This window comes from Pseudomonas sp. A6, from assembly GCF_052367875.1.
GTDB classification, from domain to species: Bacteria; Pseudomonadota; Gammaproteobacteria; order Pseudomonadales; family Pseudomonadaceae; genus Pseudomonas; species Pseudomonas citronellolis.
The window spans coordinates 1,175,051-1,200,051 of sequence record NZ_CP198970.1 but is presented as its reverse complement, the minus strand read 5'-3'; the positions used below and the strand labels follow the sequence as shown (position 1 = coordinate 1,200,051).

At 70.6% G+C, this 25,001-nt stretch carries 20 protein-coding genes; 11 read left to right on the top strand and 9 right to left on the bottom strand.

The features are described from left to right. Positions 1–6 precede the first annotated feature (6 nt). Positions 7–1,020 (bottom strand): succinylglutamate desuccinylase, encoded by a 1,014-nt coding sequence (locus tag ACTWJ5_RS05465; protein WP_444437689.1) that lies wholly within the window; start codon positions 1,018–1,020, stop codon positions 7–9. A gap of 104 nt (positions 1,021–1,124) precedes the next feature. Between ACTWJ5_RS05465 and ACTWJ5_RS05460 the strand changes: the two genes are divergently transcribed. Beyond that, complete coding sequence (locus tag ACTWJ5_RS05460; RefSeq protein ID WP_256514330.1) at positions 1,125–1,748, top strand: TetR/AcrR family transcriptional regulator; 624 nt, start codon at positions 1,125–1,127, stop codon at positions 1,746–1,748. On the opposite strand, the gene ACTWJ5_RS05455 is transcribed toward ACTWJ5_RS05460, so the two are convergent. The 4 genes from ACTWJ5_RS05455 to ACTWJ5_RS05440 all read right to left on the bottom strand — a co-directional run bounded on the left by ACTWJ5_RS05455 (position 1,745) and on the right by ACTWJ5_RS05440 (position 6,151). After that, positions 1,745–2,494 (bottom strand): ABC transporter permease, encoded by a 750-nt coding sequence (locus ACTWJ5_RS05455; RefSeq protein WP_444437687.1) that lies wholly within the window; start codon positions 2,492–2,494, stop codon positions 1,745–1,747. The two genes, ACTWJ5_RS05460 and ACTWJ5_RS05455, sit on opposite strands and share 4 nt — an antisense overlap. Before the next feature lie 10 nt (positions 2,495–2,504). Then, positions 2,505–3,215: an ABC transporter permease gene (locus ACTWJ5_RS05450; RefSeq protein WP_009617684.1), complete on the bottom strand. Its 711-nt coding sequence runs from the start codon at positions 3,213–3,215 to the stop codon at positions 2,505–2,507. Between the two features lie 51 nt (positions 3,216–3,266). Continuing rightward, positions 3,267–4,055, bottom strand: coding sequence for a transporter substrate-binding domain-containing protein (locus ACTWJ5_RS05445; RefSeq protein ID WP_058488568.1), 789 nt, complete (start codon positions 4,053–4,055; stop codon positions 3,267–3,269). A 71-nt stretch (positions 4,056–4,126) separates the two neighbouring features. Continuing rightward, complete coding sequence (locus tag ACTWJ5_RS05440) at positions 4,127–6,151, bottom strand: aminotransferase class I/II-fold pyridoxal phosphate-dependent enzyme (RefSeq protein ID WP_444437685.1); 2,025 nt, start codon at positions 6,149–6,151, stop codon at positions 4,127–4,129. A gap of 360 nt (positions 6,152–6,511) precedes the next feature. Here ACTWJ5_RS05440 and arnB point away from each other — a divergent pair, with 360 nt between their 5' ends. The 8 genes from arnB to ACTWJ5_RS05400 are packed head-to-tail and all read left to right on the top strand — an operon-like array spanning position 6,512 to position 15,377. Further along, a complete protein-coding gene (arnB, locus tag ACTWJ5_RS05435) occupies positions 6,512–7,651 on the top strand; it encodes a UDP-4-amino-4-deoxy-L-arabinose aminotransferase (protein WP_444437683.1) in 1,140 nt (379 codons plus the stop codon). Positions 7,652–7,656: 5 nt separating this feature from the next. Further along, complete coding sequence (gene arnC / locus ACTWJ5_RS05430) at positions 7,657–8,670, top strand: undecaprenyl-phosphate 4-deoxy-4-formamido-L-arabinose transferase (protein WP_074977553.1); 1,014 nt, start codon at positions 7,657–7,659, stop codon at positions 8,668–8,670. After that, positions 8,667–10,670, top strand: coding sequence for a bifunctional UDP-4-amino-4-deoxy-L-arabinose formyltransferase/UDP-glucuronic acid oxidase ArnA (gene arnA / locus ACTWJ5_RS05425; protein ID WP_444437681.1), 2,004 nt, complete (start codon positions 8,667–8,669; stop codon positions 10,668–10,670). Before arnC ends, arnA begins: the two co-directional genes overlap by 4 nt. Further along, positions 10,667–11,551 (top strand): 4-deoxy-4-formamido-L-arabinose-phosphoundecaprenol deformylase, encoded by an 885-nt coding sequence (gene arnD / locus ACTWJ5_RS05420; protein ID WP_444439533.1) that lies wholly within the window; start codon positions 10,667–10,669, stop codon positions 11,549–11,551. The genes arnA and arnD overlap by 4 nt, the downstream gene beginning before the upstream one ends. Next, positions 11,548–13,194, top strand: coding sequence for a lipid IV(A) 4-amino-4-deoxy-L-arabinosyltransferase (gene arnT / locus ACTWJ5_RS05415; protein WP_253390086.1), 1,647 nt, complete (start codon positions 11,548–11,550; stop codon positions 13,192–13,194). Before arnD ends, arnT begins: the two co-directional genes overlap by 4 nt. Further along, on the top strand, positions 13,191–13,535 hold the full coding sequence (gene arnE, locus ACTWJ5_RS05410; protein ID WP_249917788.1) for a 4-amino-4-deoxy-L-arabinose-phosphoundecaprenol flippase subunit ArnE: 345 nt from the start codon (positions 13,191–13,193) through the stop codon (positions 13,533–13,535). The genes arnT and arnE overlap by 4 nt, the downstream gene beginning before the upstream one ends. Beyond that, on the top strand, positions 13,532–13,987 hold the full coding sequence (arnF, locus tag ACTWJ5_RS05405; RefSeq protein WP_249917789.1) for a 4-amino-4-deoxy-L-arabinose-phosphoundecaprenol flippase subunit ArnF: 456 nt from the start codon (positions 13,532–13,534) through the stop codon (positions 13,985–13,987). The genes arnE and arnF overlap by 4 nt, the downstream gene beginning before the upstream one ends. A gap of 13 nt (positions 13,988–14,000) precedes the next feature. Beyond that, on the top strand, positions 14,001–15,377 hold the full coding sequence (locus ACTWJ5_RS05400) for a UDP-glucose dehydrogenase family protein (RefSeq protein WP_444437678.1): 1,377 nt from the start codon (positions 14,001–14,003) through the stop codon (positions 15,375–15,377). Between the two features lie 706 nt (positions 15,378–16,083). On the opposite strand, the gene ACTWJ5_RS05395 is transcribed toward ACTWJ5_RS05400, so the two are convergent. Genes ACTWJ5_RS05395 through ptsP form a run of 3 tightly spaced genes read right to left on the bottom strand, consistent with a single transcriptional unit; the run spans position 16,084 to position 21,664 of the window. Continuing rightward, positions 16,084–17,811: a PTS fructose-like transporter subunit IIB gene (locus ACTWJ5_RS05395; RefSeq protein WP_444437676.1), complete on the bottom strand. Its 1,728-nt coding sequence runs from the start codon at positions 17,809–17,811 to the stop codon at positions 16,084–16,086. Positions 17,812–17,858: 47 nt separating this feature from the next. Then, the gene (gene pfkB / locus ACTWJ5_RS05390; RefSeq protein ID WP_444437674.1) at positions 17,859–18,788 is read right to left on the bottom strand and encodes a 1-phosphofructokinase; all 930 of its coding nucleotides are present in this window, start codon (positions 18,786–18,788) and stop codon (positions 17,859–17,861) included. After that, positions 18,788–21,664, bottom strand: coding sequence for a phosphoenolpyruvate--protein phosphotransferase (ptsP, locus tag ACTWJ5_RS05385; RefSeq protein WP_444437672.1), 2,877 nt, complete (start codon positions 21,662–21,664; stop codon positions 18,788–18,790). Before ptsP ends, pfkB begins: the two co-directional genes overlap by 1 nt. 228 nt (positions 21,665–21,892) lie before the next feature. Between ptsP and cra the strand changes: the two genes are divergently transcribed. Together cra and ACTWJ5_RS05375 are read left to right on the top strand one after the other, a co-directional pair. After that, positions 21,893–22,885 carry a catabolite repressor/activator gene (cra, locus tag ACTWJ5_RS05380; protein WP_444437670.1) on the top strand — a complete coding sequence of 331 codons (993 nt, stop codon included), beginning with the start codon at positions 21,893–21,895 and terminating at the stop codon, positions 22,883–22,885. Between the two features lie 5 nt (positions 22,886–22,890). Beyond that, complete coding sequence (locus ACTWJ5_RS05375; RefSeq protein WP_444437668.1) at positions 22,891–23,670, top strand: TatD family hydrolase; 780 nt, start codon at positions 22,891–22,893, stop codon at positions 23,668–23,670. A gap of 366 nt (positions 23,671–24,036) precedes the next feature. On the opposite strand, the gene ACTWJ5_RS05370 is transcribed toward ACTWJ5_RS05375, so the two are convergent. Further along, positions 24,037–24,741, bottom strand: coding sequence for a methyl-accepting chemotaxis protein (locus ACTWJ5_RS05370; protein WP_370311529.1), 705 nt, complete (start codon positions 24,739–24,741; stop codon positions 24,037–24,039). Positions 24,742–25,001: the final 260 nt, after the last annotated feature.

Below are 25,001 nucleotides of genomic sequence, written 5' to 3'. Positions count from 1 at the left end.
GTGGTGTTATGGATCGAGCGCACCGGAACTCCAGGTGGACGACGGCGCCGACCCGGTGAACTTCGCCGCAATCGCCCCGCGCGGGATCAGCCGGTCGCGATAGCGGGTAACGAACAACCCGGTCTGCGGCGCCCGCAGCACCACCTCGCTCCCGGCATCCCCCGGCCTCGCGACGATCCGAGCGAAACGCTCGCCAGCCTGCACCACCTCGCCCAGTTCGCGTTCGAACACCAGCACCCCGGCCACCGGCGCGAACACCGTTTCCATGAAGCCCATGGGCACCGCCACGCCTTGCCAGGCCGGTAGTTCCACCATTTCCTCGATCACCCCGCGCCCGCAGAGGAAGGCCCACAGCCCGTCAGCATCCTGCTGCGCCAGCGCGTCGCTGACGTCACCCTGGCCACGCAGTTCCACCGTGGCCACCAGGCGCCCGTCGAAGTGATCCTCGGCCAGCCAGGGTTCGATCACCACTTCCTCGAAGGCGCCGTCGCTGTCGCCTTCCCAGATGATCGCCAGCTCGGCGCGCAGCGCCGCGGCCAGGTCCTGCGCCGCCGGCCACAGACGTTCGTGGACGTAGAGGTATTGCAGCGCCTCGTCGTCGGTGTGCAGGTCCAGCACTATGTCCGCAGGCGCCGCCAGCGCGGCCAGCTGGCGCTGCCAGTCGGTGAGGTTGTCCACTGTGCCCGTGGCTTTCGCCGAGGCCGGGAAGCCGCGGTTGAAGTTGCGCGCCGTCGCTTCGTGATGGCGGCCGAGGATGCGCCCCTGGCGGAACTGGCCGATGCCGAAGGGGTTGGCCTGGGGCACCAACGTCACGCTGCCGTTGAGCCGCCCCTGCTCCGCCGCCTGGCGCAGCCTCGGCAGCAGTTGGTGCAGCACCAGCATGCCGGCGATTTCGTCGGCGTGGACCCCGGCCTGCAGGTGCACCCGCGGCCCCGGCCGGCCGGCGTCGATGCGCCAGGCCGGCACCGTCAATGGCGCGCCGGAATCCCCGCTCAGCCGCAGCGATACGTCTTCGATCATGCTTGCCTCCTCCCTCGTCGCGGGGCATGGCAAACTTGCCCGGCGCCCCCTAGTATCGATTCCACCCACCGCGCCCCGGCGCCCCGCACAAGGAACTCCCCCGCGTGGACAGCCCCCGCCAGAAAGCCCGCCGCGCCACGCCCGAGGAACGCCGCGAGGACCTGGTGCGCGCCTGCCTCAAGTGCCTGGTCGCCGATGGCCATGCCGGCATCTCGGTGCGGCGCATCGCCAAGGAGGCGGGGGTGGCCGTGGGCCTGGTCAACCACCACTTCGGCAGCATCGAGGCGCTGGTCGCCCAGGCCTATGAGAGCCTCGCCGCCGGCGTCACCCAGTCGCTGCGCGAGAGCGTCGCCGCCGCCGGCAGCGATGCCGCCGCGCGCCTGGACGCCTTCCTGGTCGGCTCCTTCTCCCCCGGCGTGCTCGACCCCGACCTGCTCAGCCCCTGGGTGGTGTTCTGGAGCCTCATCCGCCACTCCACGCCGGTCAACGACGCCCACGAGCGCGGCTACCGCGCCTACCTGCAACTGCTCGAAGGCCTGATCACCGACCTGGCGCGCAGCGAGGGCTTCGCCATCGCCAACCCGCGCCTGGCCTCCATCGGCCTGTCGGCCATGCTCGACGGGCTGTGGCTGGAGTGGTGCCTGAACCCCACCACCTTCAGCGCCGAGGACGGCCTGCAGCTCAGCCGCCACTGGGTCGAGGGCCTGCGCCGCGGCGCCTATGCCTAGACCTTCGCCTTGCGCCGCCAGAACACCCAGCCGGCGCGCGAACGCGGCGCGGCGGACTCGCGGCGGACCGGCGCGGTGCGCTCCAGCAGGTTGAAACAGCCCTCGATGATGAACGTCAGGCACACGTAGATGGCCGCCACCAGCAGCAGCGGCTGGTACACCTGGAAGGTCTGCGCGCGCACCACGTTGGCCGCGCCCAGCAGGTCGACCACGGCGATGGTCGAGGCCAGCGCGGTGGACTTGAGCAGCAGCACCGTTTCCCCGGCCAGGGTCGGCAGCAGCAGGCGGATCGCCCGCGGCAGCCACACCCGGTAGAGCACCAGGCGGCGGTGCATGCCGAAAGCCGCAGCGGCTTCCAGCTCGCCGCGCGGCACGGCCTTGAGGCCGCCGCGCACCACCTCGCCGACGTAGGCCCCCACCGACAGCACCAGCGCCAACACGATGTACCAGTAGCCATCGCGCAGGTACGGCCAGAGGAAGCTGCTGCGGATCGGCGGGTAGGTGGCGAACAGGCTGCCCAGGCCGTAGTAGCAGGTGTAGATCTGCACCAGCAGCGGCGTGCCGCGGATGACGCTGGTGAAGGCCAGGCTGGCCTTGGCCACGAACAGGTTGCGCGACATCCGCGCCAGCGCCACCAGCAGCGCCAGGGCGAAGCCGAGCACGGCGCTGAGCAGCAGCAGCGACAGGGTGGTGCCCAGGCCGCGCAGCAGCAGGCTGGCGTAGCTGAATATCCAGTGATCGCTCATCGCGCGCGCCTCATACCGCCGGTATCCAGCGGCGGAAACGCCGCTCGAGCCAGCCGGAGAACAGGTTGGAGAGCACCGTGAGCAGGTAGTACAGCGCCGCCGCGGTGAGGTAGAAGGTCAGGTAGTGGCGCGTCGAACCGGCCGCCTGCTTGGCGGTGTAGAGCAGCTCGTTGGTGCCCACCACGCTGATCAGCGCGCTGTCCTTGATCAGGTTGACCCACAGGTTGGCCATCCCGGCCAGGGCGTTGGGCGCCATGATCGGCAGGGTGACGCGGCGGAACAGGCCGAAGCCGTGCATGCCGTAGGCCCGCGCCGCCTCGATCTGGCCGTAGGGGATGGCCTGGATGGCGCCGCGGAAGATTTCCGAGGCGTAGGCGCCCTGCACCAGGCCGAGCACGGCGATGGCGACCATGGTGCCGTTGAGCTTCACGTCGCCGTAGCCGAGCCAGGCGAACAACTGGTTCAGGCCCATGGAGCCGACGTAGTACAACAGCAGGATCAGCAGCAGCTCCGGCACCGCCCGGCACAGCGTGGTATAGCCGCGCGCGGCGGCGGCCAGCGGGCGCGGGCCGTTGAGCTTGGCGCTGGCGGCGCCCAGGCCGATCAGCATGCCGACCAGGAAGGCGCCGAAGGAAATCTGCAGGGTGACCAGCAGCCCGCGCAGCAGCGCCGGCCCCCAGCCCTGGGCGCCGAAGCCGACGAGGTCGAGATAGGATTGCATGGCGAATTCCTCGAACCACGGCGCCGCCCGGGCAGGGGCGGCGCCGGCTCATCACTGCTGCTTGGGCGCGACGCTGAGGCCGAAGTACTTGTCCGACAGCGCCTTGTAGTCATCGCTGGCCAGCAGCTTGCCGATGGCCTCGTCGAGCCTGGCCTTCAGCGCGGTGTCGTCCTTGCGCAGGCCGGCGCCCACACCGCGGCCGAACAGCGGGTCGTGGGGCACCTCGCCCTTGCTGACGATGCCCGCGGCCTTGGCGTCGGGGGAGTCGAGGAAGGACTTCACGGCGATGCCGTCGGCCATCATCAGGTCGATGCGCCCGGCCACCAGGTCGGCGTTCACCGAGTCCTGGGTGTCGTAGTAGCGCACGTCGGCGATCTTCTCGTAGTACTTCTTCAGGTAGTTGGAGCTGACGGTGGAGATCTGCACGCCGATCACCTTGCCCTTCAGGCCCTCGGGGCTGATGGTGATGTCGCTGGCGGCCGGCGCGGCCACCGCCACCGGGGTGTCGTAGTAGGGCACGCTGAAGGCGATCTGCTTCTCGCGCTCGTCGGTGATGGACATGGAGTTGAAGATGACGTCGATCTTCTTCGCCATCAACGCCGGGATGATGCCGTCCCAGGCCACCTCGTCGATCTCGCACTGTGCCTTCATCTCGGCGCAGACCTTGTGGATCAGGTCCGGCTCGAAGCCGGTCCACTGGCCGTCCGGCTGCTTCACCGAGAACGGCGGGTAGGGCTCCGCCGCCAGGGCGAAGCGCAATGTCTCCGCCTGCGCGCTGGCCATGCCCGCCGCCAGCAATGCCGCACCCGCCAACCAACCGCAAAGACCCTGTCTGTTCATGATGCCCCTTCCGCTTTCTTGTGGTTTGTCGTGCTAGAAGCTTGCCCGGGTGGCCGCGCGGGGCGGCCGGTTCAACGATTCTGGTGGGCGTTGACGAACTGCCGGCAGCGTTCGCTGCGCGGCCGCGCGAAGACCTCCTCGGGGGTGCCCTCCTCCTCGATCAGGCCCTGGTGGAGGAAGGCCACGTGGCTGGAGACGTCGCGGGCGAAGGCCATTTCGTGGGTCACCAGGATCATGGTGCGGCCCTCCTCGGCCAGCGAGCGGATCACCCGCAGCACCTCGCCGACCAGCTCCGGGTCGAGCGCCGAGGTCGGCTCGTCGAACAGCATCACCTTCGGCCGCACCGCCAGGGCGCGGGCGATGGCCACGCGCTGCTGCTGGCCGCCGGAGAGGAAGGCCGGGTATTCGTTGCGCTTCTCCGCCAGGCCCACCCGCGCCAACAGCGCCTCGGCGCGTTCGCGGGCCTCGGCCTTGCTCTCGTGGAGGACGAAGGTCGGCGCCTCCATCAGGTTCTCCAGCACGGTGCGGTGCGGCCACAGGTTGAAGTTCTGGAACACCATGCCCAGCCGCGAGCGGATGCGCGTCAGCTGCTTCTGGTCGGCCACCCGCGGCTCGCCGTGGCGGTCCTGGTCGAGGCGGATGATCTCGCCGTCGACGCTGACGCTGCCGGCGTTGGGCACCTCCAGCATGTTGATGCAGCGCAGCAGGGTGCTCTTGCCCGAGCCGCTGGCGCCGATCAGCGAGACCACGCCGCCCTCGCGGGCCGACAGCGAGACGCCCTTGAGCACCTCGAACTGGCCGAAGCGCTTGTGCAGGTCGCGGACTTCGATCACCGGTTTGCCGGCGGGCTGCGCCGGTACGCTCTGTGTAGGAGCGCGCCCTGCGCGCGATTCGCGGGCAGGGCCCGCTCCTACAGGGGAGGCCGCGGGCAGGGATTCGACGAAGGCGAGGATGCGCTCGCAGGCCTCGGCCAGGGTCTCGTCGGCCAGGGTGAAGGACAGCCGCACGAAGCCGTCGGCCTGGGGGCCGAAAGCGGCGGCGTCGAGCACCGACACGCCGCGGGCGCGGAACAGCTGCCAGGCGAAGTCCAGGGAGCTGAGGCCCGTGCCGCGCACGTCGACCATCACGAACATCCCGGCCTCGGGGCTCAGCACCTTCAGCCGCGGGCTGCGCGCCAGCTGCCGCAGCACCAGGTCGCGGCGCCGGCGGTAGACCTCGCGCATCCCGGCGGCCACCTCGTCGTGGCGGCGCACCGCCGCCAGCGCGGCCTCCTGCACGAAGCCGGGCAGGCCGTAGAGCATGTTCAGCGCCAGGTTCTCGATGTGCCCGACCAGCTTCGGCTCGGCGACTATCCAGCCGGCGCGCCAGCCGGTCATGGCGTGGGACTTGGACAGGCTGCCCAGGCTCAGGGTGCGCGTGGCCATGCCCGGCAGCGCGGCGAAGCTCTGGTGCGGCTGCTCGAAGGTCAGCGCCTCGTACACCTCGTCCACCACCACCCAGAGGTCGTGGCGCTCGGCGACGGCGGCGATGGCGCGCAGCTCGTCGGGGCGCATGACCACGCCGGTGGGGTTGTTCGGGTTGGCGAAGAAGATCGCCCGGGTGCGCGGGGTGATGGCCGCTTCCAGGGCCGCCGCGTCGAGGCGGAAGCCGTTGTCGGCGGGAGTGGACACCGCCACCAGCTTGGCGCCGGTGGCCTTCAAGGTGGCCTCGTAGGTGACGTAGACCGGGTCGAAGACGATGACTTCGTCGCCGCCCTCCAGCAGGCACAGGGCGGCGGCGAACAGGGCGTTCTGCGCGCCGGCGAGGACGATGACGCTGTCCGCGCCCACCTGCAGGTCGAAGCGCCGCCGGTACAGGTCGGCGATGGCCTGGCGCAGTTCCGGGCGCCCGGCCACGTCGCTGTAATGGGTGTCACCGGCCTGCAGCGAGGCCACCGCGGCGTCGGTGATGAAGGCCGGGGTGGCAAAGTCCGGATCGCCGACGCTGAGGACGATCGCGTCCTCCCCGGCGCGTTGCGCCGCCACGGCGGCGTAGTGGATATCCCAGGCGGCTGCGCCTGGCCCGACCATCCTGTCCACAAGCGACGAATAACGCATGCACGGACCTCACCCGAATGACGGAGAACCCGCGGCCGGAACGGCGTTCGGCGGCGGGGCGTGGCATCACCATAACCACGAATGAACGAGTGTTCAACAGTGTTTTCCGGCCAAATCGAGCGCTCGTTCAATTTGCCCCGGAATAGAGCGGCCGCGGCCTGCGGGCCCATTTTCGGCGCCCTGCGCGGCAGCCACCGTCGCCCCTGGCGAAGGGCCCGCAACGATCCCTTCCCACCCGTCTGCCCTGCCCCGCCAGGGTGCAGGCAGGGCCGCGACATTTTCCGAACATGCTCATAACGGGTTCTTAACGATTGCTCGGCGAGCATGGATGCACTCAATGGCCACAGTCCCGTGACCCGCATGGACAACGCGTTCCTCCCCTTCTCCCGGCCCAGCATCGGCGCCGAGGAAATCCAGGCCGTCAGCGAAGTGCTCGGCTCCGGCTGGATCACCACCGGCCCGAAGAACCAGCTGCTGGAGCAGCGCTTCGCCGACTACGTCGGCTGCAAGCACGCCGTGGCCGTGGCCTCGGCCACCGGCGCCATGCACATCGCCCTGCTGGCGCTGGGCATCGGCCCGGGCGACGAGGTGATCACCCCGTCGCAGACCTGGGTGTCCACCGCCAACATGATCTGCCTGCTGGGCGCCACCCCGGTGTTCGTCGACGTCGACCGCGACACCCTGATGACCGACGCCGCGCGCATCGAGGCGGCCATCACCCCGCGCACCAAGGCGATCATCCCGGTGCACTACGCCGGCGCCGCCTTCGACCTCGACCCGCTCTACGCGCTGGCCGAAAAGCACGGCATCGCGGTGATCGAGGACGCCGCCCACGCCGCCGGCACCCGCTACCGCGGCCGCCACGTCGGTTCACGCGGCACGGCGATCTTCTCCTTCCACGCGATCAAGAACATGACCTGCGCCGAGGGCGGGATGTTCGTCAGCGACGACGAGGCCCTGGCCAACCGCGTGCGCACCCTGAAGTTCCACGGCCTGGGGGTGGACGCCTACGACCGCCTGAGCCACGGCCGCAAGCCCCAGGCGCAGGTGATTGAGCCGGGCTTCAAGTACAACCTCACCGACATCAATGCCGCCATCGCTCTGGTCCAGCTGGACCGCCTGGAGGCGATCAACGCCCGCCGCGCCGAACTCGCCGCCCAGTACCTCAAGCGCCTGGCACACCTGCCGGTGCAGCCGCTGAGCGTGCCCGGCTACCCGCAGCAGCACGCCTGGCACCTGTTCATCCTGCGCATCGACGAGCAGGCCTGCGGCATGCACCGCGACGCCTTCATGCAGGCCCTGCAGCAACGCGGCATCGGCAGCGGCATCCACTTCATCGGTACCCACCTGCACACCTGGTACCGCCAGCGCTTCCCCGGCGTCAGCCTGCCCGCCACCGAATGGAACTCGGCGCGCCTGTGTTCCATCCCGCTGTTCCCCGACATGACCGACGCCGACCTGGAGCGCGTGGTCGGGGCCTGCGAAACCCTCCTTCGGTGACCCCCGTGAAACCCTATGCCATCGACTGCGTCTCCGTGGTCATCCCGGTGTACAACGAGCAGGACAGCCTGCCCGAACTGCTGCGCCGCACCGACGCCGCCTGCCGCCAGCTCGGCCGCGCCTATGAAATCGTGCTGGTCGACGACGGCAGCCGCGACGGCTCCGCCGAACTGCTCCAGGAGGCCGCCGAGGCGCCCGACAGCCACGTGCTGGCGGTCATCCTCAACCGCAACTATGGCCAGCACGCGGCGATCATGGCCGGCTTCGAGCAGTGCCGCGGCGACCTGGTGATCACCCTCGACGCCGACCTGCAGAACCCGCCGGAGGAAATCCCGCGCCTGGTCGAGCAGGCCGCCAGGGGCTACGACGTGGTCGGCACGGTGCGCGGCAACCGCCAGGACTCGGCCCTGCGCCGCTGGCCGTCGAAGCTGATCAACCTGGCCGTGCAGCGCTCCACCGGCGTGGCCATGAGCGACTACGGCTGCATGCTGCGCGCCTACCGCCGCGGCATCGTCAAGGCGATGCTGGCCTGCCGCGAGCGCAGCACCTTCATTCCCATCCTGGCCAACAGCTTCGCCCGCCACACCAGCGAGATCGTCGTCGGCCACGCCGAGCGCGAGCACGGCGAGTCGAAGTACGGCTTCCTGCGCCTGGTCAACCTGATGTTCGACCTGGTCACCTGCATGACCACCAGCCCGCTGCGCCTGCTCAGCCTGGTCGGCGCCGGCATGGCCCTGGCCGGCACCGCCTTCGGCGCCCTGCTGCTGGTGCTGCGCCTGCTGTTCGGCGCGGCCTGGGCCGGCAACGGCCTGTTCGTGCTGTTCGCCATCCTCTTCCTGTTCAGCGGCGTGCAGCTGGTCGGCATGGGCCTGCTCGGCGAGTACCTGGGCCGCATGTACAACGACGTGCGCGCCCGCCCGCGCTTCTTCATCGAGCGCGTGGCGCGCGGCGCGGCCCTGCCCACCGCCAGCACCGCGTCGATCTCCCCTACCCCTGCCGTCGAGTCCCTAGCCCAATGAGCGCCAAGACCCTCGTATTCGCCTACCACGACATCGGCTGCGCCGGCATCGAAGCCCTGCTGGCCGCCGGCTACCAGATCGACGCGGTGTTCACCCACGCCGACGATGCGCGGGAGAACCGCTTCTTCGGCTCGGTGGCGCAGCTGTGCGCGCAGCGCGGCATCCCGGTGCACGCCCCGGAGGACGTCAACCATCCGCTGTGGATCGCGCGCATCCGCGAGCTGCAGCCGCAGTTCATCTTCTCGTTCTACTACCGCCACCTGCTCGGCGAGGAACTGCTGGCCTGCGCCCGCCGCGGCGCCTTCAACCTGCACGGCTCGCTGCTGCCGCGCTACCGCGGCCGCGCCCCGGCCAACTGGGTGCTGGTCAACGGCGAAAGCGAGACCGGCGTGACCCTCCACCGCATGGTCAAGCGCCCCGACGCCGGCGCCATCATCGCCCAGCAGCGCGTGGCCATCGACGCCGAAGACACCGCCCTGAGCCTGCACGGCAAGCTGCGCGAGGCCGCCGGCGAACTGCTCGACCGGCTGCTGCCGGCGATGCTCGAAGGCGACTTCGTCGAGCGCGAGCAGGACGAAAGCCAGGCCAGCTACTTCGGCCGCCGCACCCCGGCCGACGGCCAGCTCGACTGGCGCCGCCCAGCCGGCGAGCTGCACAACCTGGTGCGCGCGGTGACGCAACCCTACCCCGGCGCCTTCGCCCCGGTGGGCGAGCGCAAGCTGATCGTCTGGCAGTCGAAGGTGGTGCCCGGCAACCAGGGCCGCCCGGCCGGCGCCGTGCTTGGCGTGGAGCCGCTGCGCATCGCCTGTGGCGAAGACAGCCTGGAGATCGTCGCCGGCCAGCAGGGCGACGCCGGGCTGTTCCTCGCCGGCGCGCAACTGGCCCGCGAGATGGGCCTGGTGACCGGCTCGCGGCTGCACGCGGTGGGCAAGCCCCGGCGCAAGACGCGGGTGCTGATCCTCGGCGTCAACGGCTTCATCGGCAACCACCTCTCCGAGCGCCTGCTACGCGACGGCAATTACGAGGTGTACGGCCTGGACATCGGCTCCGACGCCATCGAGCGGCTGAAGAGCAACCCGGACTTCCACTTCGTCGAGGGCGACATCAGCATCCACACCGAGTGGATCGAGTACCACATCAAGAAGTGCGATGTGGTGCTGCCGTTGGTGGCCATCGCCACCCCCATCGAATACACCCGCAACCCGCTGCGCGTGTTCGAGCTGGACTTCGAGGAAAACCTCAAGCTGGTGCGCTACTGCGTGAAGTACGGCAAGCGGGTGATCTTCCCGTCCACCTCCGAGGTGTACGGCATGTGCAGCGACGCCAGCTTCGACGAGGACAGCTCCAACCTGGTGGTGGGCCCGATCAACAAGCAGCGCTGGATCTACTCGGTGTCCAAGCAGCTGCTCGACCGGGTGATCTGGGCCTACGGCCAGAAGGGCCTGCGCTTCACCCTGTTCCGCCCGTTCAACTGGATGGGCCCGCGCCTGGACCGCCTGGACTCGGCGCGCATCGGTAGTTCGCGGGCGATTACCCAACTGATCCTGCACCTGGTGGAAGGCACGCCGATCCGCCTGGTCGACGGCGGCGCGCAGAAGCGCTGCTTCACCGACGTGGACGACGGCATCGAGGCCCTGGCGCGCATCGTCGACAACGACGGCGGGCGCTGCGACGGGCAGATCGTCAACATCGGCAACCCGGACAACGAGGCGAGCATCCGCGAGCTGGGCGAGGAACTGCTGCGCCAGTTCGAGGCCCACCCGCTGCGCGCGCACTTCCCGCCCTTCGCCGGCTTCCGCGAGGTGGAGAGCCGCAGCTTCTACGGCGACGGCTACCAGGACGTGGCGCACCGCAAGCCGAGCATCGACAACGCCCGCCGCCTGCTGGACTGGGAGCCGAAGGTGCACATGCGCGAGACCATCGCCAAGACCCTCGACTTCTTCCTGCGCGAAGCCATCGCCGAGCAGCAGCAGGCCGGCAAGCTGAGGGTCGCCAGCTGATGCAGGCCGGGCTGCGCATCGACGTCGACACCTACCGCGGCACCCGTGACGGCGTGCCGCGGCTGCTGGAGCTGCTCGACGAGGCGGGGGTGAAGGCGACCTTCTTCTTCAGCGTCGGCCCGGACAACATGGGCCGCCACCTGTGGCGCCTGGCGCGGCCACGCTTCCTGTGGAAGATGCTGCGTTCGAAGGCCGCCAGCCTGTACGGCTGGGACATCCTCCTGGCCGGCACCGCCTGGCCCGGCCGCCCCATCGGCCGCGACCTCGGCCCGCTGATGCGGCGCACCCTGGCCGCCGGCCACGAGGTCGGCCTGCACGCCTGGGACCACCACGGCTGGCAGGCCAACGCCGGGCGCTGGAGCGCCGAGCAGCTGCACCGGCAGATCGCCCTGGGCGTGGACAGCCTCAGCGACATCCTCGGCCAGCGCGTGGACTGCTCGGCGGTGGCCGGCTGGCGCGCCGACGAGCGCACCGTGCAGGCCAAGGAGGCCTTCGGCTTCCGCTACAACAGCGACTGCCGCGGCGCCTCGCCGTTCCGCCCGCGCCTGGCCGACGGCCGCCCGGGCACCCCGCAGGTGCCGGTGGACCTGCCGACCTTCGACGAGGTAGTGGGCCCGGACCTTTCCGCCGACGCTTTCAACGACTTCATCATGGCCCGCTTCCACCCGCAGGCGCTGAACGTCTACACCGTGCACGCCGAAGTGGAAGGCATCGTCATGGCCGACGCCTTCCGTGCGCTGCTGGGCCATGCCCGCGAGGGCGGCATCCGCTTCCACCCCCTCGGCCAGTTGCTGCCGGCTGACCCGGCGACGCTACCACTGGGCGAACTGAGCCGCGGCAGCCTGGCGGGCCGCGAAGGCTGGCTGGGCGTACAGCGATGAACCGGCGCTATAGCTTGCTGGCCGGGGCCGTGCTGGTCCTGTTCTTCCTCGTGCCGCTGGGCCTGCACGGCCTGTGGATACCCGACGAGACGCGCTACGCGCAGGTCGCCCAGGAAATGCTGCAGCGCGGCGACTGGGTAGCGCCGCACTTCCTCGGCCTGCGCTACTTCGAGAAGCCCATCGCCGGCTACTGGCTGGTCGCCCTCGGCCAGGCGGCGTTCGGCGAGAACCTGTTCGGCGTGCGCTTCGCCTCGGTGCTGGTCAGCGCCTGCAGCACCCTGCTGGTCTGGCTGCTGGGCCGGCGACTGTGGCCGCAGCCGGGCCGGGCGTGGACGGCCGCGCTGCTCTACGCCAGCTTCGCGTTGATCGCCGGGCAAGCCGGCTACGCCAACCTCGACCCGCAATTCACCCTGTGGGTGAACCTGAGCCTGTTCGCCCTGTGGTTCGCCTTCGAGGCCACTTCGCCCCGCGCCCGCCTCGGCGCCTGGGTGGCGCTGGGCGCGGCCTGCGCCATGGGCTTCATGACCAAGGGCTTCCTCGCCGGCCTGCTGCCGGTGCTGGTGGCGCTGCCCTACGCGCTGTGGCGCCGTCGCCTGCGCGAACTCTTCCTGCTCGGCCCGCTGGCGGTGCTGGTGGCGCTGCTGGCCAGCCTGCCCTGGGTGCTGGCGGTGCACCTGCGCGAGCCGGACTTCTGGCATTTCTTCTTCTGGCACGAGCACATCCAGCGCTTCGCCGGCAGCGACGCCCAGCACGCGCGGCCGTTCTGGTTCTTCGTGCCGCTGCTGTTCGCCTGCGCGGCGCCCTGGACGCTGCTGGTCCCCGCCGCCTTCCAGCGCGGCTGGCAGGCGCGCCGCACGCCCCACGCGGTGTTCCTGCTGCTGTGGTTCGCCATGCCCTTCCTGTTCTTCAGCCTGGCCAGGGGCAAGCTGCCGACCTACATCATGCCCTGCTTCGCGCCCCTGGCCCTGCTGATGGCCGATGCCCTGGCCAGCGCCCTGGAGAGCGGGCGCCTGCGGGCGCTGCGCCTGAACGGCGCGCTGAACCTGCTGCTGGGCCTGCTCGGCCTGGCCGCGCTGGCATTCCTGCAGGCGAAGAAGGCGCTGTACCACCAGCAACTGCCGAGCCTGCTGCTGATCGGCCTGGTCTGCGCCCTCTGGGCCCTGTGCGGCGTTCTGCAATGGCTGCGCCCGCAGCAACTGTGGGCCGCGCCGGCGCTGGCCGCCTGGCTGCTGGTGGCTGCGGCGCCGGCAGCGATGCCCGAGCGCATGGTCAACAGCAAGATGCCCGACCAGTTCATCGCCCAGCACCTGGAGGAGCTGGCCAGCGCCCGCACCCTGCTGAGCAACGACCTGGGCGGCGCCTCGGCGCTGGCCTGGCGCACCGGGCGCAGCGAGGTGTTCCTGCTCAACACCGAGGGCGAGCTCAAGTACGGCCTCGGCTACCCCGACGCCCAGGGCCGCTCGCTGAGCCTGGAAGGCTTCCCCGCCTGGCTCGCCGATGCGCGCCGCAAGGGTCCGGTGGGCGTGATCCTGCGCGTCAACAGCCCCGGCGACGAAGCCGAGCTGGCGCTGATGCCGCGGGACGTCACCAGCTACCGGGAAAACCACCTGGTCTTCCTGCTGATCCCGCAGGCTGCGCCATGACCGCCGTGCTGCTCGCCGCCGTGTGCCTGCTCACCTGCCTCGGCCAGGTGGCACAGAAGCTCGCCGTGGACGGCTGGGGCGAACGCAGCCTCGGTCTTGCAGGCAAGCTGCTGTCGCCCTGGCTGCTGCTGGCCATGGCCTGCCTGGGCGCCGCCCTGCTGCTCTGGCTGCTGCTGTTGCAGCGCCTGCCGGTGGGCCTGGCCTACCCGATGCTGAGCCTGAACTTCGTGCTGGTCACCCTGGCCGCGCGCCTGCTCTTCGGCGAAAGCGTCGATGCGCGCCACTGGCTGGGCATCCTGCTGATCGGCGCCGGCGTGGCGCTGCTGGGGGCGCAGGCATGAGCCGCGTCACCGGCTTCGCCCTGGCGCTGGGCAGCGTAGGCCTGGTCAGTGGCGCCCAATTGGGCATGCGCTGGGCCATGGTGCGCCTGCCCGAGCCGGCGCAGTGGCTGCAAGCGCTGAGCACCTACCACCTGCCACTGCTGGGGATGCTCGCCGCCGCCGTGCTGGCCTACGCGCTGTCGCTGCTGTGCTGGCTGGGCGCCCTGCGCCACCTGCCGCTGGGCCGCGCCTATTCGCTTCTGAGCATCAGCTACGCCCTGGTCTACCTGGGCGCCGCCGCGCTGCCCGGCTTCGGCGAACCGCTGAACGCCCGCGGCGCCCTCGGCGTGGCCCTGGTGATCGCCGGCGTGCTGACCATCAACGCGCCGCGCGGCAAAAGAACCGTAACGAAGCACCGGCATGCTGGCCCAAGCCAGGGCGGCAGTGGACCGGCGCACTCGAACCACCTGTAACCAGGACACAACCATGAAAATCAGCGTATTCGGGATCGGCTACGTCGGCCTGGTGCAGGCCGCGGTCATGGCCGAAGTGGGCCACGACGTGGTCTGCATGGACATCGACCAGGCCAAGGTCGCCAAGCTGCAGCGCGGCCAGGTGAGCATCTACGAACCCGGCCTGGCCGAGCTGGTGAAGGAGAACCTGGAAGCCGGCCGCCTGCGCTTCACCAGCGAGGTGGAAGTGGCCGCGGCCCACGGCCTGGTGCAGTTCATCGCCGTGGGCACGCCGCCGCTCGCCGACGGCTCGGCCGACCTCGGCGCGGTGTTCGCGGTGGCCGAGGGCATCGCCCTGCACCGCAAGGCGCCGGTGGTGATCGTCGAGAAATCCACGGTGCCGGTGGGCACCGGCGACCTGGTCAAGGCGCACGTCCACAAGGTGCTGAGCCAGCATGGCCGCAGCCTGGACTTCGATATCGTGTCCAACCCGGAATTTCTCAAGGAAGGCTCGGCCCTGGCCGACTGCCGCCGCCCCGACCGCATCGTCATCGGCTGCGAGCGGCCCGAGGTGCTGGACGTGATGCGCGAGATCTACGAGCCGTTCAACCGCAACCACGACCGCCTCCTGTGCATGAGCCTGCGCAGCGCCGAGCTGACCAAGTACGCCGCCAACTGCATGCTCGCCACCAAGATCAGCTTCATCAACCAGATCGCCGAGCTGGCCGAGCACCTGGGCGCCGACATCGAGGCGGTGCGCCAGGGCATGGGCGCCGACCCGCGCATCGGCTACCACTTCATCTACCCCGGCTGCGGCTACGGCGGCTCCTGCTTCCCCAAGGACGTCCAGGCCCTGATCCACAGCGCGGACGACGCCAGTTGCTCCAGCGACCTGCTGCGCGCGGTGGAAGCCATCAACCAGCGCCAGAAGCACAAGCTGTTCGAGCGCATCGCCGCCTACTTCAGCGGCAACCTCAAGGGCCGCACCTTCGCCCTCTGGGGCCTGTCGTTCAAGCCCAACACCGACGACATGCGCGACGCCCCCAGCCGCGCCCTGATGGAGGCGCTGTGGGCGGCCGGGGCCAAGGTCCGCGCCTTCGACCCCGAAGCCATGCCCGAGGCCCAGCGCCTGTACGGCCATGACGAACGCCTGACACTGATGGGCACCCCCGAGGCGGCGCTGGGCGGCGCCGATGCCCTGGTGATCTGCACCGAGTGGCAGCAATTCAAGGCCCCGGACTTCGAGCTGCTGGCCAGCCGCCTGAAGGCGCCGGTGATCTTCGACGGGCGCAACCTCTACGATCCGGAGCGGATGGCGCGCTATGGCTTCGAATACTTCGCCATGGGCCGGGGGGATTCGCACCGGCTGCCGGTGCCGGCGCAAGAGCAGCCGTTGCGGCGCAGCGCCTGAGGGGCGCTCTTCGTAGGAGCGAGGGGGACGCCGGGTGTCCGCCGCCTGGCCTTGGCCCGAGGCTGCTTCGGGTTCGACCTTGGCGTGGGTTGTGGCGAAGGTGAAACGGCGGATAACCGCGAACGGTTATGCGCCCTGCGTCACGGTCAAGCCTGGCGTAAGGCGCATAACGCCTACGGCGTTATCCGCCGTCTGACCTTGGCCCGAGGCGGCTTCGGATTCGACCTTGGCGTGGGTTATGGCGAAGGTGAAACGGCGGATAACCGCGAACGGTTATCCGCCCTACGTCACGGTCAAGCCTGGCGTAGGGCGCATAACGCCTACGGCGTTATCCGCCGTCTGACCTTGGCCCGAGGCGGCTTCGGATTCGACCTTGGCGTGGGTTATGGCGAAGGTGAAACGGCGGATAACCGCGAACGGTTATCCGCCCTACGTCATGGCCAAGCCTGGCGTAGGGCGCATAACGCCTACGGCGTTATCCGCCGTCTGGCCTTGGCCCGAGGCGGCTTCGGGTTCGACCTTGGCGTGGGTTGTGGCGAAGGTGAAACGGCGGATAACCGCGAACGGTTATGCGCCCTACGTCACGGTCAAGCCTGGCGTAGGGCGCATAACGCCTACGGCGTTATCCGCCGTCTGACCTTGGCCCGAGGCGGCTTCGGATTCGACCTTGGCGTGGGTTGTGGCGAAGGTGAAACGGCCAACGGGATCATTCGGCGGCCCGCGCCAGCACCCCCACCATCCCCTGCGCCTCATCCCGCTTGAGCACCGCATAAATCACCCCCGTCACCACACTCCCCACGACGATCGCCAACAGATACGCCAACGCATGATTCATCGCATTGGGAATCAGCAACACGAACAACCCGCCATGGGGCGCCAGCAGCTTGCAGCCGAAGTACATCGACAACGCCCCGGTCAACGCGCCGCCCACCACGCTCGCCGGCAGCACCCGCAGCGGGTCCTTGGCGGCGAAGGGGATGGCGCCCTCGGAGATAAAGCACAGGCCCAGCACCAGCGCCGCCTTGCCCGCCTCGCGCTCGCTCTGGGCGAACTTGCGCCGGGCCAGCAGGGTGGCGAGGCCCATGCCGATCGGCGGCACCATGCCGGCGGCCATGGTCGCCGCCATGGGCGCGTAGCTCTGCGAGGCCAGCAGGCCCACGGAGAAGGCGTAGGCGGCCTTGTTGATCGGCCCGCCGAGGTCGACGCACATCATGCCGCCGAGCAGCAGGCCGAGGAGGATCGCGTTGGCCGTGCCCATGCCGGCCAGGAAGTCGGTCAGCGCGCTCATCAGCCCGGCCACTGGCTGGCCCACCACGTAGATCATCACCAGCCCGGTGAACAGGCTGCACAGCAGCGGGATCAGCAGGATCGGCTTGAGCGCCTCCAGGCTCTGCGGCAGCTTCAGCCACTGGCTCACCGCGCGCGCCGAGTAGCCTGCCAGCAAGCCCGCCACTATGCCGCCGAGGAAGCCCGCGCCCAGGCTGCTGGCCAGCAGCCCGCCGATCATCCCCGGCGCCAGGCCCGGGCGGTCGGCGATGGACCAGGCGATGTAGCCGGCGAGCATCGGCACCATCAGCTTGAAGGCGCTTTCGCCGCCGATCTGCATCAGCGCCGCAGCCAGGGTGCCCGGCTCCTTGAAGGCCTGGATGCCGAACACGAAGGACAGCGCGATCAGCAAGCCGCCGGCCACCACCATCGGCAGCATGAACGACACGCCGGTCAGCAGGTGCTTGTACAACCCACGCGCCTCGCCCTTGCCCGGCTTCTGCGCAGCGGCGGCGACGGCGCTTTCTGTGGCGCCTTCCTCCAGGGCCTTGCGCAAGGTCGCCTCGGGCTGCTTCAGCGCCACGCCGGTGCCGCAGCGGAAGATGCGCTTGCCGGCGAAGCGCTCGGCGTTCACCTCGATGTCGGCCGCCAGCAGCACCACGTCGGCGGCGGCGATGTCCTCGGCCGACAGCGGGTTGCGCGCGCCCACCGAGCCCTGGGTTTCCACCCGCAGTTGCCAGCCCAGGCGCTCGGCGGCCTGCTGCAGCGCCTCGGCGGCCATGAAGGTGTGCGCCACGCCTGTGGGGCAGGCGGTCACCGCCACTACCCGCACCGCCTTGGCCTCGGCCTGCGTGCCTTGCCAGGGCTGCGCCTCAGCAGCGGCGCGTTGCAGAAAGGCCGCCGGCTCGGCCAGGGCCTCGGCCGGTCGCGCCTGGAACAGCGGCTTGCCGGCGAAGCGGGACAAGTCCAGCGGCTGGCTGCTGACCACCAGCACCAGGTCGGCCGCGCCGATCTGTTCGGCGCTCAGGCGCTGCTCGGGGCGCTGCGGCTCGTTGCTCTCGACGCACACCGACCAGCCCAGGCGTTCGGCGGCGGCGCGCAGCAGGCGCGCGCTGAGCAGGCTGGTGACCTGGCCGTTGGGGCAGGCAGTGATCAGGGCAAGGTTCATCGTCGTACCTCTTGTTATGGCTCCGCCCGGCGCTGCGGGCGGGCGGATCAATCCAGCGCGCGCACCGCCACCTGCGCCTGCAGGCGGGCCAGGCGCTCGCGGTCGGCGATGCCGAAGTCGAACTGGGTCACGGCCAGGGCGGCCACCGCGGTGGCCTCGCGCAACACCTGTTCGGCGGGCCGGCCGGCGAGCAGGCCGTCGACCATGGCCGCCAGCAGCGAGTCGCCGGCGCCCACGGTGCTGGCCACCTCGACCTTCGGCGGCGTCGCCTGCCACAGCCCGTCCGGGCCGTACCAGCGCACGCCCTCGGCGCCCTCGGAAAGCACCAGGTGCTCGATGCCGCCGGCGCGCAGGGCGCGGGCTTGGGCATCGACGCCGCCCTCACCCGCCGGGCCACAGGCCTCGCTCAGCTCCTCGGCGTTCGGCTTGACCAGCCAGGGCTTGGCCGCCAGCCCCTGGCGCAGGGCCTCGCCGCTGCTGTCCAGGGCCACCCGCAGGCCCAGGCGCTTCAAGCGCAGCAGCAGTTCATGCAGCCACTGCGGGTCCACGCCGCGCGGCAGGCTGCCGGCCACCACCACCAGGTCCTGATCGGCGGCCAGTTCATCCAGGCCGTCCAGCAGACGCCGCTGGGCCACGGCATCCACTTCCAGGCCGGGACCGTTGAGATCGGTGATACGCCCGCTGCGCTCGGCCAGCTTGATGTTGCTGCGCGTCTCGCCCGGCACCCGGACGAAGGCGTCGCGGAAGCCGCGGCGGCGGAACAGCGCCTCGAAGGCTTCGGCGTTGTCGGCGCCGAGGAAGCCGCCCACGCTCAGCTCATGGCCGAGGTCGGCGAGCACCTGGGCGACGTTCAGGCCCTTGCCGGCGGCCTGGGCCAGCACCGCCTCGCAGCGGTTCACCGCGCCCAGTTCCAGGCTCGGCAGGCGCACGGTGAGGTCCAGCGCCGGGTTCAGGGTGAGGGTGAGGATGCGGGCCATCAGCGCACCTCCCCCAGGGCCCGCGCCACCAGGGCACGGACCTCCGCCGCCGAGGCCAGGCCGAGGGCGGCGCCGGCCAGTTCGCGGGCCTGGCCCAGGTCCAGCTCGCGCACGCCCTGCTTCACCAGCGGGATGCTGCGCGCAGACACGCTCAACTCGTCCACCGCCAGCCCCAGCAGGACCGGCAGCGCCTGGGCGTCGGCGGCCAGCTCGCCGCACACGCCCACCCACTTGCCGTGGGCATGGGCGGCGCGCACGGTCATGTCGATCAGTTGCAGCACCGCCGGGTGCAGGCCGTCGGCCTGGGCGGACAGCGTCGGGTGGCCGCGGTCGATGGCCAGGGCGTACTGCGTCAGGTCGTTGGTGCCGACGCTGAAGAAATCCACCTCGCGCGCCAGCACCGGCGCCAGCAGCGCCGCCGAGGGCACCTCGACCATGATCCCCAGCTGCAGGTCGGCGCAGTCGTATTCCTCGCGCAGGGCCAGCGCCAGGTCGCGCGCCCGGCGCCATTCCTCGACCTGGCCGACCATCGGGAACATGATCCGCAGCGCCCGTCCGGCGGCGGCCCGCAGCAGGGCGCGCAGTTGCGTCTCGAAAATCTGCGGGCGCTGCAGCGTCAGGCGGATGCCGCGCACGCCCAGGTAGGGGTTGGCCTCGGCCGGGATCGGCCAGTACGGCAGCGGCTTGTCGCCGCCCACGTCCAGGGTGCGCACCACCAGCGGGCGGCCGCCGAGGGCGTCGAGCACACGGCGGTACTCGGCTTCCTGGGCCGCCAGGTCCGGCGCGCGCGGGCTGTCGAGGAAGACGAACTCGCTGCGCAGCAGGCCCACGCCTTCGGCGCCCAGCTCCACGGCCTGGGCGGCGCCGGCGCTGTCGCCGAGGTTGGCGCAGACTTCCACCGCATGGCCGTCGCGGGTGCGCGCCGGTTCATGCCGGCGCGCCTCGGCCAGGGCCTGGCGGCGCTGGTGTTCCTCACGCTGGCGCAGGGCCTGTTCCAGCACCTCGTCCGCAGGCGCCACCACGAAGCGGCCGCGCTCGCCGTCGAGCAGCAGCGGCGTGCCCGGCGGCAGCGCCAGCAGCCCTTCGCCGGCGCCGACCAGGGCAGGAATGCCCAGGGCGCGGGCGATGATGGCGCTGTGCGAGGTGGCGCCGCCGCGCACGGTGAGGATGCCGGCCACGCGCTCGGAGTCCAGGCGCGCCACGTCGGAGGGGCCAACCTCGTCCATCACCAGGATGTACGGCTGCGCCGGCTCGGTGGCCAGGCTCACCCCGCACAGGCGCGCCAGCACCCGGCGGCCGAGGTCGCGCAGGTCCGCCGCGCGCTCGGCGAGCAGGGCGTCGCCGAGGGCTTCCTGCTGGCTGGCGGCCCGTTCGATCACCGCGTGCCAGGCCGCTTCGGCGCTGGCGCCGTCGGCCAGTTGCACGGCCACTTCGGCGCCCAGTTCGGGGTCGTCGAGCAGGGCCTGGTGGGTGACGAAGATGTCGCGCACCGCCTTGCTGCGGCTGTGCTCCACCAGGGCCTCGATCTCCGCGGCGATGGCGGCCTTGGCCTCGGCCAGGCGCTGCGCCTCGATCTCGGGGGATTCGCCGCGGGCGGAGTACTGGAATTTCGGCTCCACTTGCAGATGCGCCGGGCCGCTGGCGATGCCCGGGGCAGCAGCGATGGCGTCCAGCCATTCGCCCCGGAGCAGCTCAAGCAGGGGCGCTTCCGGCTCGGCAGGCGCCTCGGGTTCCACGGGCGCGTCCGCCAGCGGCAGGACTTCCTCGCCCAGGCCCTGCTCCACCGCTTCGCGCAGGGCCGGCAGGGCTGCCTCAGCGATCGCAGGCTCGGCGAAGAACTCCAGCACCTGGCCGCGCCGGGCGCCCAGGCTGAGCAGCTTGCTCAGGCTGCGGATGGACACCGGCGCCGCCTCGCTGTCGGCGACGCGCACGCGGATTTCGCCGTCGAAGTCGCGGGCCATCTGCATCAGCACCTGCGACGGCCGCGCATGCAGGCCATGGGGGTTGGCCAGGGGCACGCTCAGGCTCGGCCAGTCCACCGGCAGCTCGCCGCCCAGGGCCTCCAGCACGGCGCGCACCGAAGTCGCACGGGCCAGTTCGGCGCCGCGGCCGTCCACCAGCAGGTCGCACAGGCGCTCCAGCACAACGCGCGCCGCATCGCCGCGCTCGGCCAGGCAGAACAGCCCGCGCAGGGGCTGGCCGGCGTGCTGCAGCTCGCGTTGCGGGGTGACGAAGGCCAGGCCGGGGCTGCTGACCTTCTCGCCGCCGCCCAGCCACCACAGGCCCTCGCCCAGCGGCAGCGCCTCACCCTGCTGCAGCGCGGCGAGGAAGCCGCTCTCCACGCAGCCGGCGGCCTTGAGCCGGCGCGCGGCGAGCAGCAGCAGTTCGTCGAAGTCTTCGGCGCCCTGCCCCAGCGCCACCAGTTGCGCGTCCAGGGCCAGGGCTTGCGGGGCGCCGCTCAGGGCCTTCAGCAGTTGCTCGGCATCCTGCGCCTCGCGCAGCACCGCGCCGGTGTCGCCCTCGCCCAGGGCGCGGGTCAGCAGTTGCAGCAGGTTCAGGTGCTCGTCCGAGCGCGCGGCGATGCCGATGGCCAGGTAGACGATCTGCCCGTCGCCCCAGTCCACGCCTTCGGGGAAATGCAGCAGGCGCACGCCGGTGCGGCGCACGAGGTCGCGGGTCTGTGGGGTGCCATGGGGGATGGCGATGCCCTGGCCGAGGTAGGTGGAGCCCTGGGCCTCGCGGGCCTTGAGCCCGGCGAGGTAGCCCGGATCGACCAGGCCGTCGGCCTCCAGGGCCTGGCAGAGCAGTTCGAGGGCGGCCGGCTTGTCCGCGGCCCGCTGTTGCATGCGGACCTGCTGCGCGGTCAGTTCGAGCACATCGTTCTCCTCAGCGGCTCGCCCGGGAGGAAAGCCGGGCTGCCGAAACGGGGCGGTTATCCGCTTGTTGGGGTGAACAGCGAGGCTGTCCCTGGTGACCAGCATAGTGGCCGCAGGCAGGGGGACAGCTTTTGCTGAATCGTTTCACCTATTGAGACTGGCACGTTACCCGATAATGCGTGATCCTTGGAAGCCTCCAGTTGTCAGTCAGCAGTGCCGGGGTATGTGTTGAAACTCAGTGATATCGCCCGTCTGGCCGGGGTCTCGGTGACCACGGCCAGCTACGTCATCAACGGCAAGGCCGTGCAGCGGCGCATCAGCGCGGCCACCGTGGAGCGCGTGCGCGCGGTGATCGAGGCCCACGGCTACCACCCCGACCAGCAGGCCGCCAGCCTGCGCCGCGGGCAGACGCGCACCCTCGGCTTCATCCTCCCGGACCTGGAGAACCCCAGCTACGCGCGCATCGCCAAGCTGCTGGAACAGGGCGCCCGCGCCCGCGGCTACCAGTTGCTGATCGCCTGCTCCGACGACGAACCGGAAAGCGAGCGCCAGGCCCTGAGCCTGTTCCGCGCGCGGCGCTGCGACGCCCTGGTGGTGGCCAGCTGCCTGCCGGCCGACGACGACAGCCACCAGCTATTGCTGGACAAGGGCGTGCCGGTGATCGCCATCGACCGCCAACTGGACCCACGGCGCTTCTGCTCGGTGGTCAGCGACGACCGCGACGCCGCCCAGCGCCTCACCGCCACCCTGCTGCAACCCGCGCCGCGGCACATCGCCCTGCTCGGCGCGCGCCCGGAGCTGATCATCAGCCAGGAACGCAGCGCCGGTTTCGAACAGGCCCTGCAGGGCTTTGGCGGCGAGCGCTTCATCGAACAGGGCGCCAGCTTCAGCCGCGAGTGCGGCCGCCAGTTGATGGAAGGCCTGCTGCAGCGCCTGGGCTACCTGCCGGACGCGCTGATCACCACCTCCTACGTGCTGCTCGAAGGCGTGTTCGACGTGTTCCAGGCGCTGCCCGGCGGCTGGCCGCGCGACCTGCGCCTGGGCACCTTCGGCGACACCCAGCTGCTCGACTTCGTGCCGCTGAAGGTCAACGCCATTTCCCAGCAGCACGCGCTGATCGCCGCCCGCGCGCTGGACCTGGCCCTGGAGGCCGTGGAACACGAGCACTACCAGCCCGGCGTGCACCCCATCCCGCGCACCCTCAAACTGCGCGCCGGGTGACCGCCATGCGCCTGGTCGACACCCACAACCACATCGACTTCCCGGACTTCGACGCCGACCGTGCCGCCCTGCTGCAACGCTGCGCCAGGCTCGGCGTGGAGCGCCAGGTGCTACTGGGGGTGTTCCGCGAGAACTGGGAAAGGGTGCTGCGACTGGCAGAGGAAAACGATTCGCTCTACGCCGCCCTGGGCCTGCACCCGATCTACCTGGCGCAGCACCGTCCCGAACACCTGCGCGACCTGCGCGAGCACCTGCAACGCCTGGCCGGCCACCCGAAGCTGTGCGCGGTGGGCGAGATCGGCCTGGACTACTACCTCGAAGACCTGGACCGGGAGGCGCAGCAGGCGCTGTTCGAAGAACAGCTGCGCATCGCCATCGACTGCGAACTGCCGGTGCTGCTCCACGTGCGCCGCGCCCACGCCGCGATGATCGCCACCCTCAAGCGCTTCCGCCCGCCGCGCCGCGGCATCGTCCACGCCTTCGCCGGCAGCCGCGAGGAAGCCCGCGAGTACATCAAGCTGGGCTTCCGCCTGGGCCTGGGCGGCGCGCCCACCTGGCCCCAGGCCAACCGCCTGCGCAAGACGGTGGCGGAACTGCCGCTGGAGTCGATAGTGCTGGAAACCGACGCCCCGGACATGGCCCCGGCGATGTTCCCCGGCCAGCGCAACAGCCCGGAGCACCTGCCGGCGATCTGCGAAGCGCTGGCGGCGTTGCGGGGGGTGAGTGCGGAGGAGTTGGCGGAGGTTAGTACGCGGAATGCGGGGGAGGTTTTCGGCTGGACGTAGGGCGTACAACCGTTCGCGGTTGTACGCCGTTACGCCGAGGCCCTAGCCGACGCCCAGGTCAACCTCGGAGCCGCCGGGAATCAAGGCCAGACGGCGGATAACGCCGTAGGCGTTATGCGCCCTACACCAGATCCATCCATAACGTAGGGCGGATAACCGTTCGCGGTTATCCGCCGATACACCGGAGCCACAGCCAACGCCAATATCAACCCCGGAGCCGCCGGGAGGCGAGGCCAAACGGCGTATAACGCGGAGCGTTATACGCCCTACGCTCCCGGCAACAGCCTTTTCACCGACAACCCGGCACCCGCGAGACGGGGAAGCATCCTTGCGCTCGCGCGGGTGCCGGGCTGCTGGTGAAACCCTTTAGACCCTGAAGGCGCCGATCAGCCGCTTCAGCTCCACCACCTGCTCGGACAGCTCGCGGCTGGCGCGCTCGGTCTCGTTGGCGCCCAGGGCGGTGCGCTCGCCGGCCTGGTTGATCTGCACGATGTTCTGGTCGATGTCGTGGGCCACCGTGGTCTGCTGCTCGGCGGCCGCGGCGATCTGCTGGTTCTGGTCGACGATCATGCCCACCGCGCCGAGGATGTTGTCCAGCGCCTGCTGCACCTGCGCCGACTGGCTGACGGTGCCATCGGCGGTCTGGTGGCTGCTGCCCATGGCCTTCACCGCGGCGCCCACGCCACTCTGCAGGCGCGAGATCATCTGCTCGATCTCCTCGGTGGACTGCTGGGTGCGCTTGGCCAGGGTGCGCACCTCGTCGGCCACCACCGCGAAGCCCCTGCCCTGCTCGCCGGCCCGGGCCGCCTCGATGGCGGCGTTGAGCGCCAGCAGGTTGGTCTGCTCGGCGATGCCCTTGATCACGTCCAGCACGCGGCTGATGGAGGCGCTGTCGGCAGCCAGTTGGTTGATCACTTCCACCGACTGGTCGATCTCCGCGGCCAGGCGCTGGATGCTGCCCACCTGGGATTCCACCAGGTCGCGGCCGCTGACCGTCTCCTGGTTCACGCTCTGCGCGCTGCCCACCGCGGCGGCGGCGCTACGCGCCACTTCCTGGGCCGTGGCGGCCATCTGGTTCATCGCCGTGGCCACCTGCTCGATCTGGTTGCGCTGGCCGGCCACCGCCTGGTTGCTCTGCGCCGACACCACTTCCACGCGGCCGGTCTGCCGTTCCACCTCGGCCACGGTGCGGCCCACCTGCTCGATCAGGTCGTGCACGCGGCGCACCGTCTCGTTGAAGGCCTGGCCCAGCTCGCCCAGCTCGTCGCGGCTCTGCGCCTGGTAGTTGACCGTCATGTCGCCGGCGGCGACGCGCTCCATCATCGCGCCCA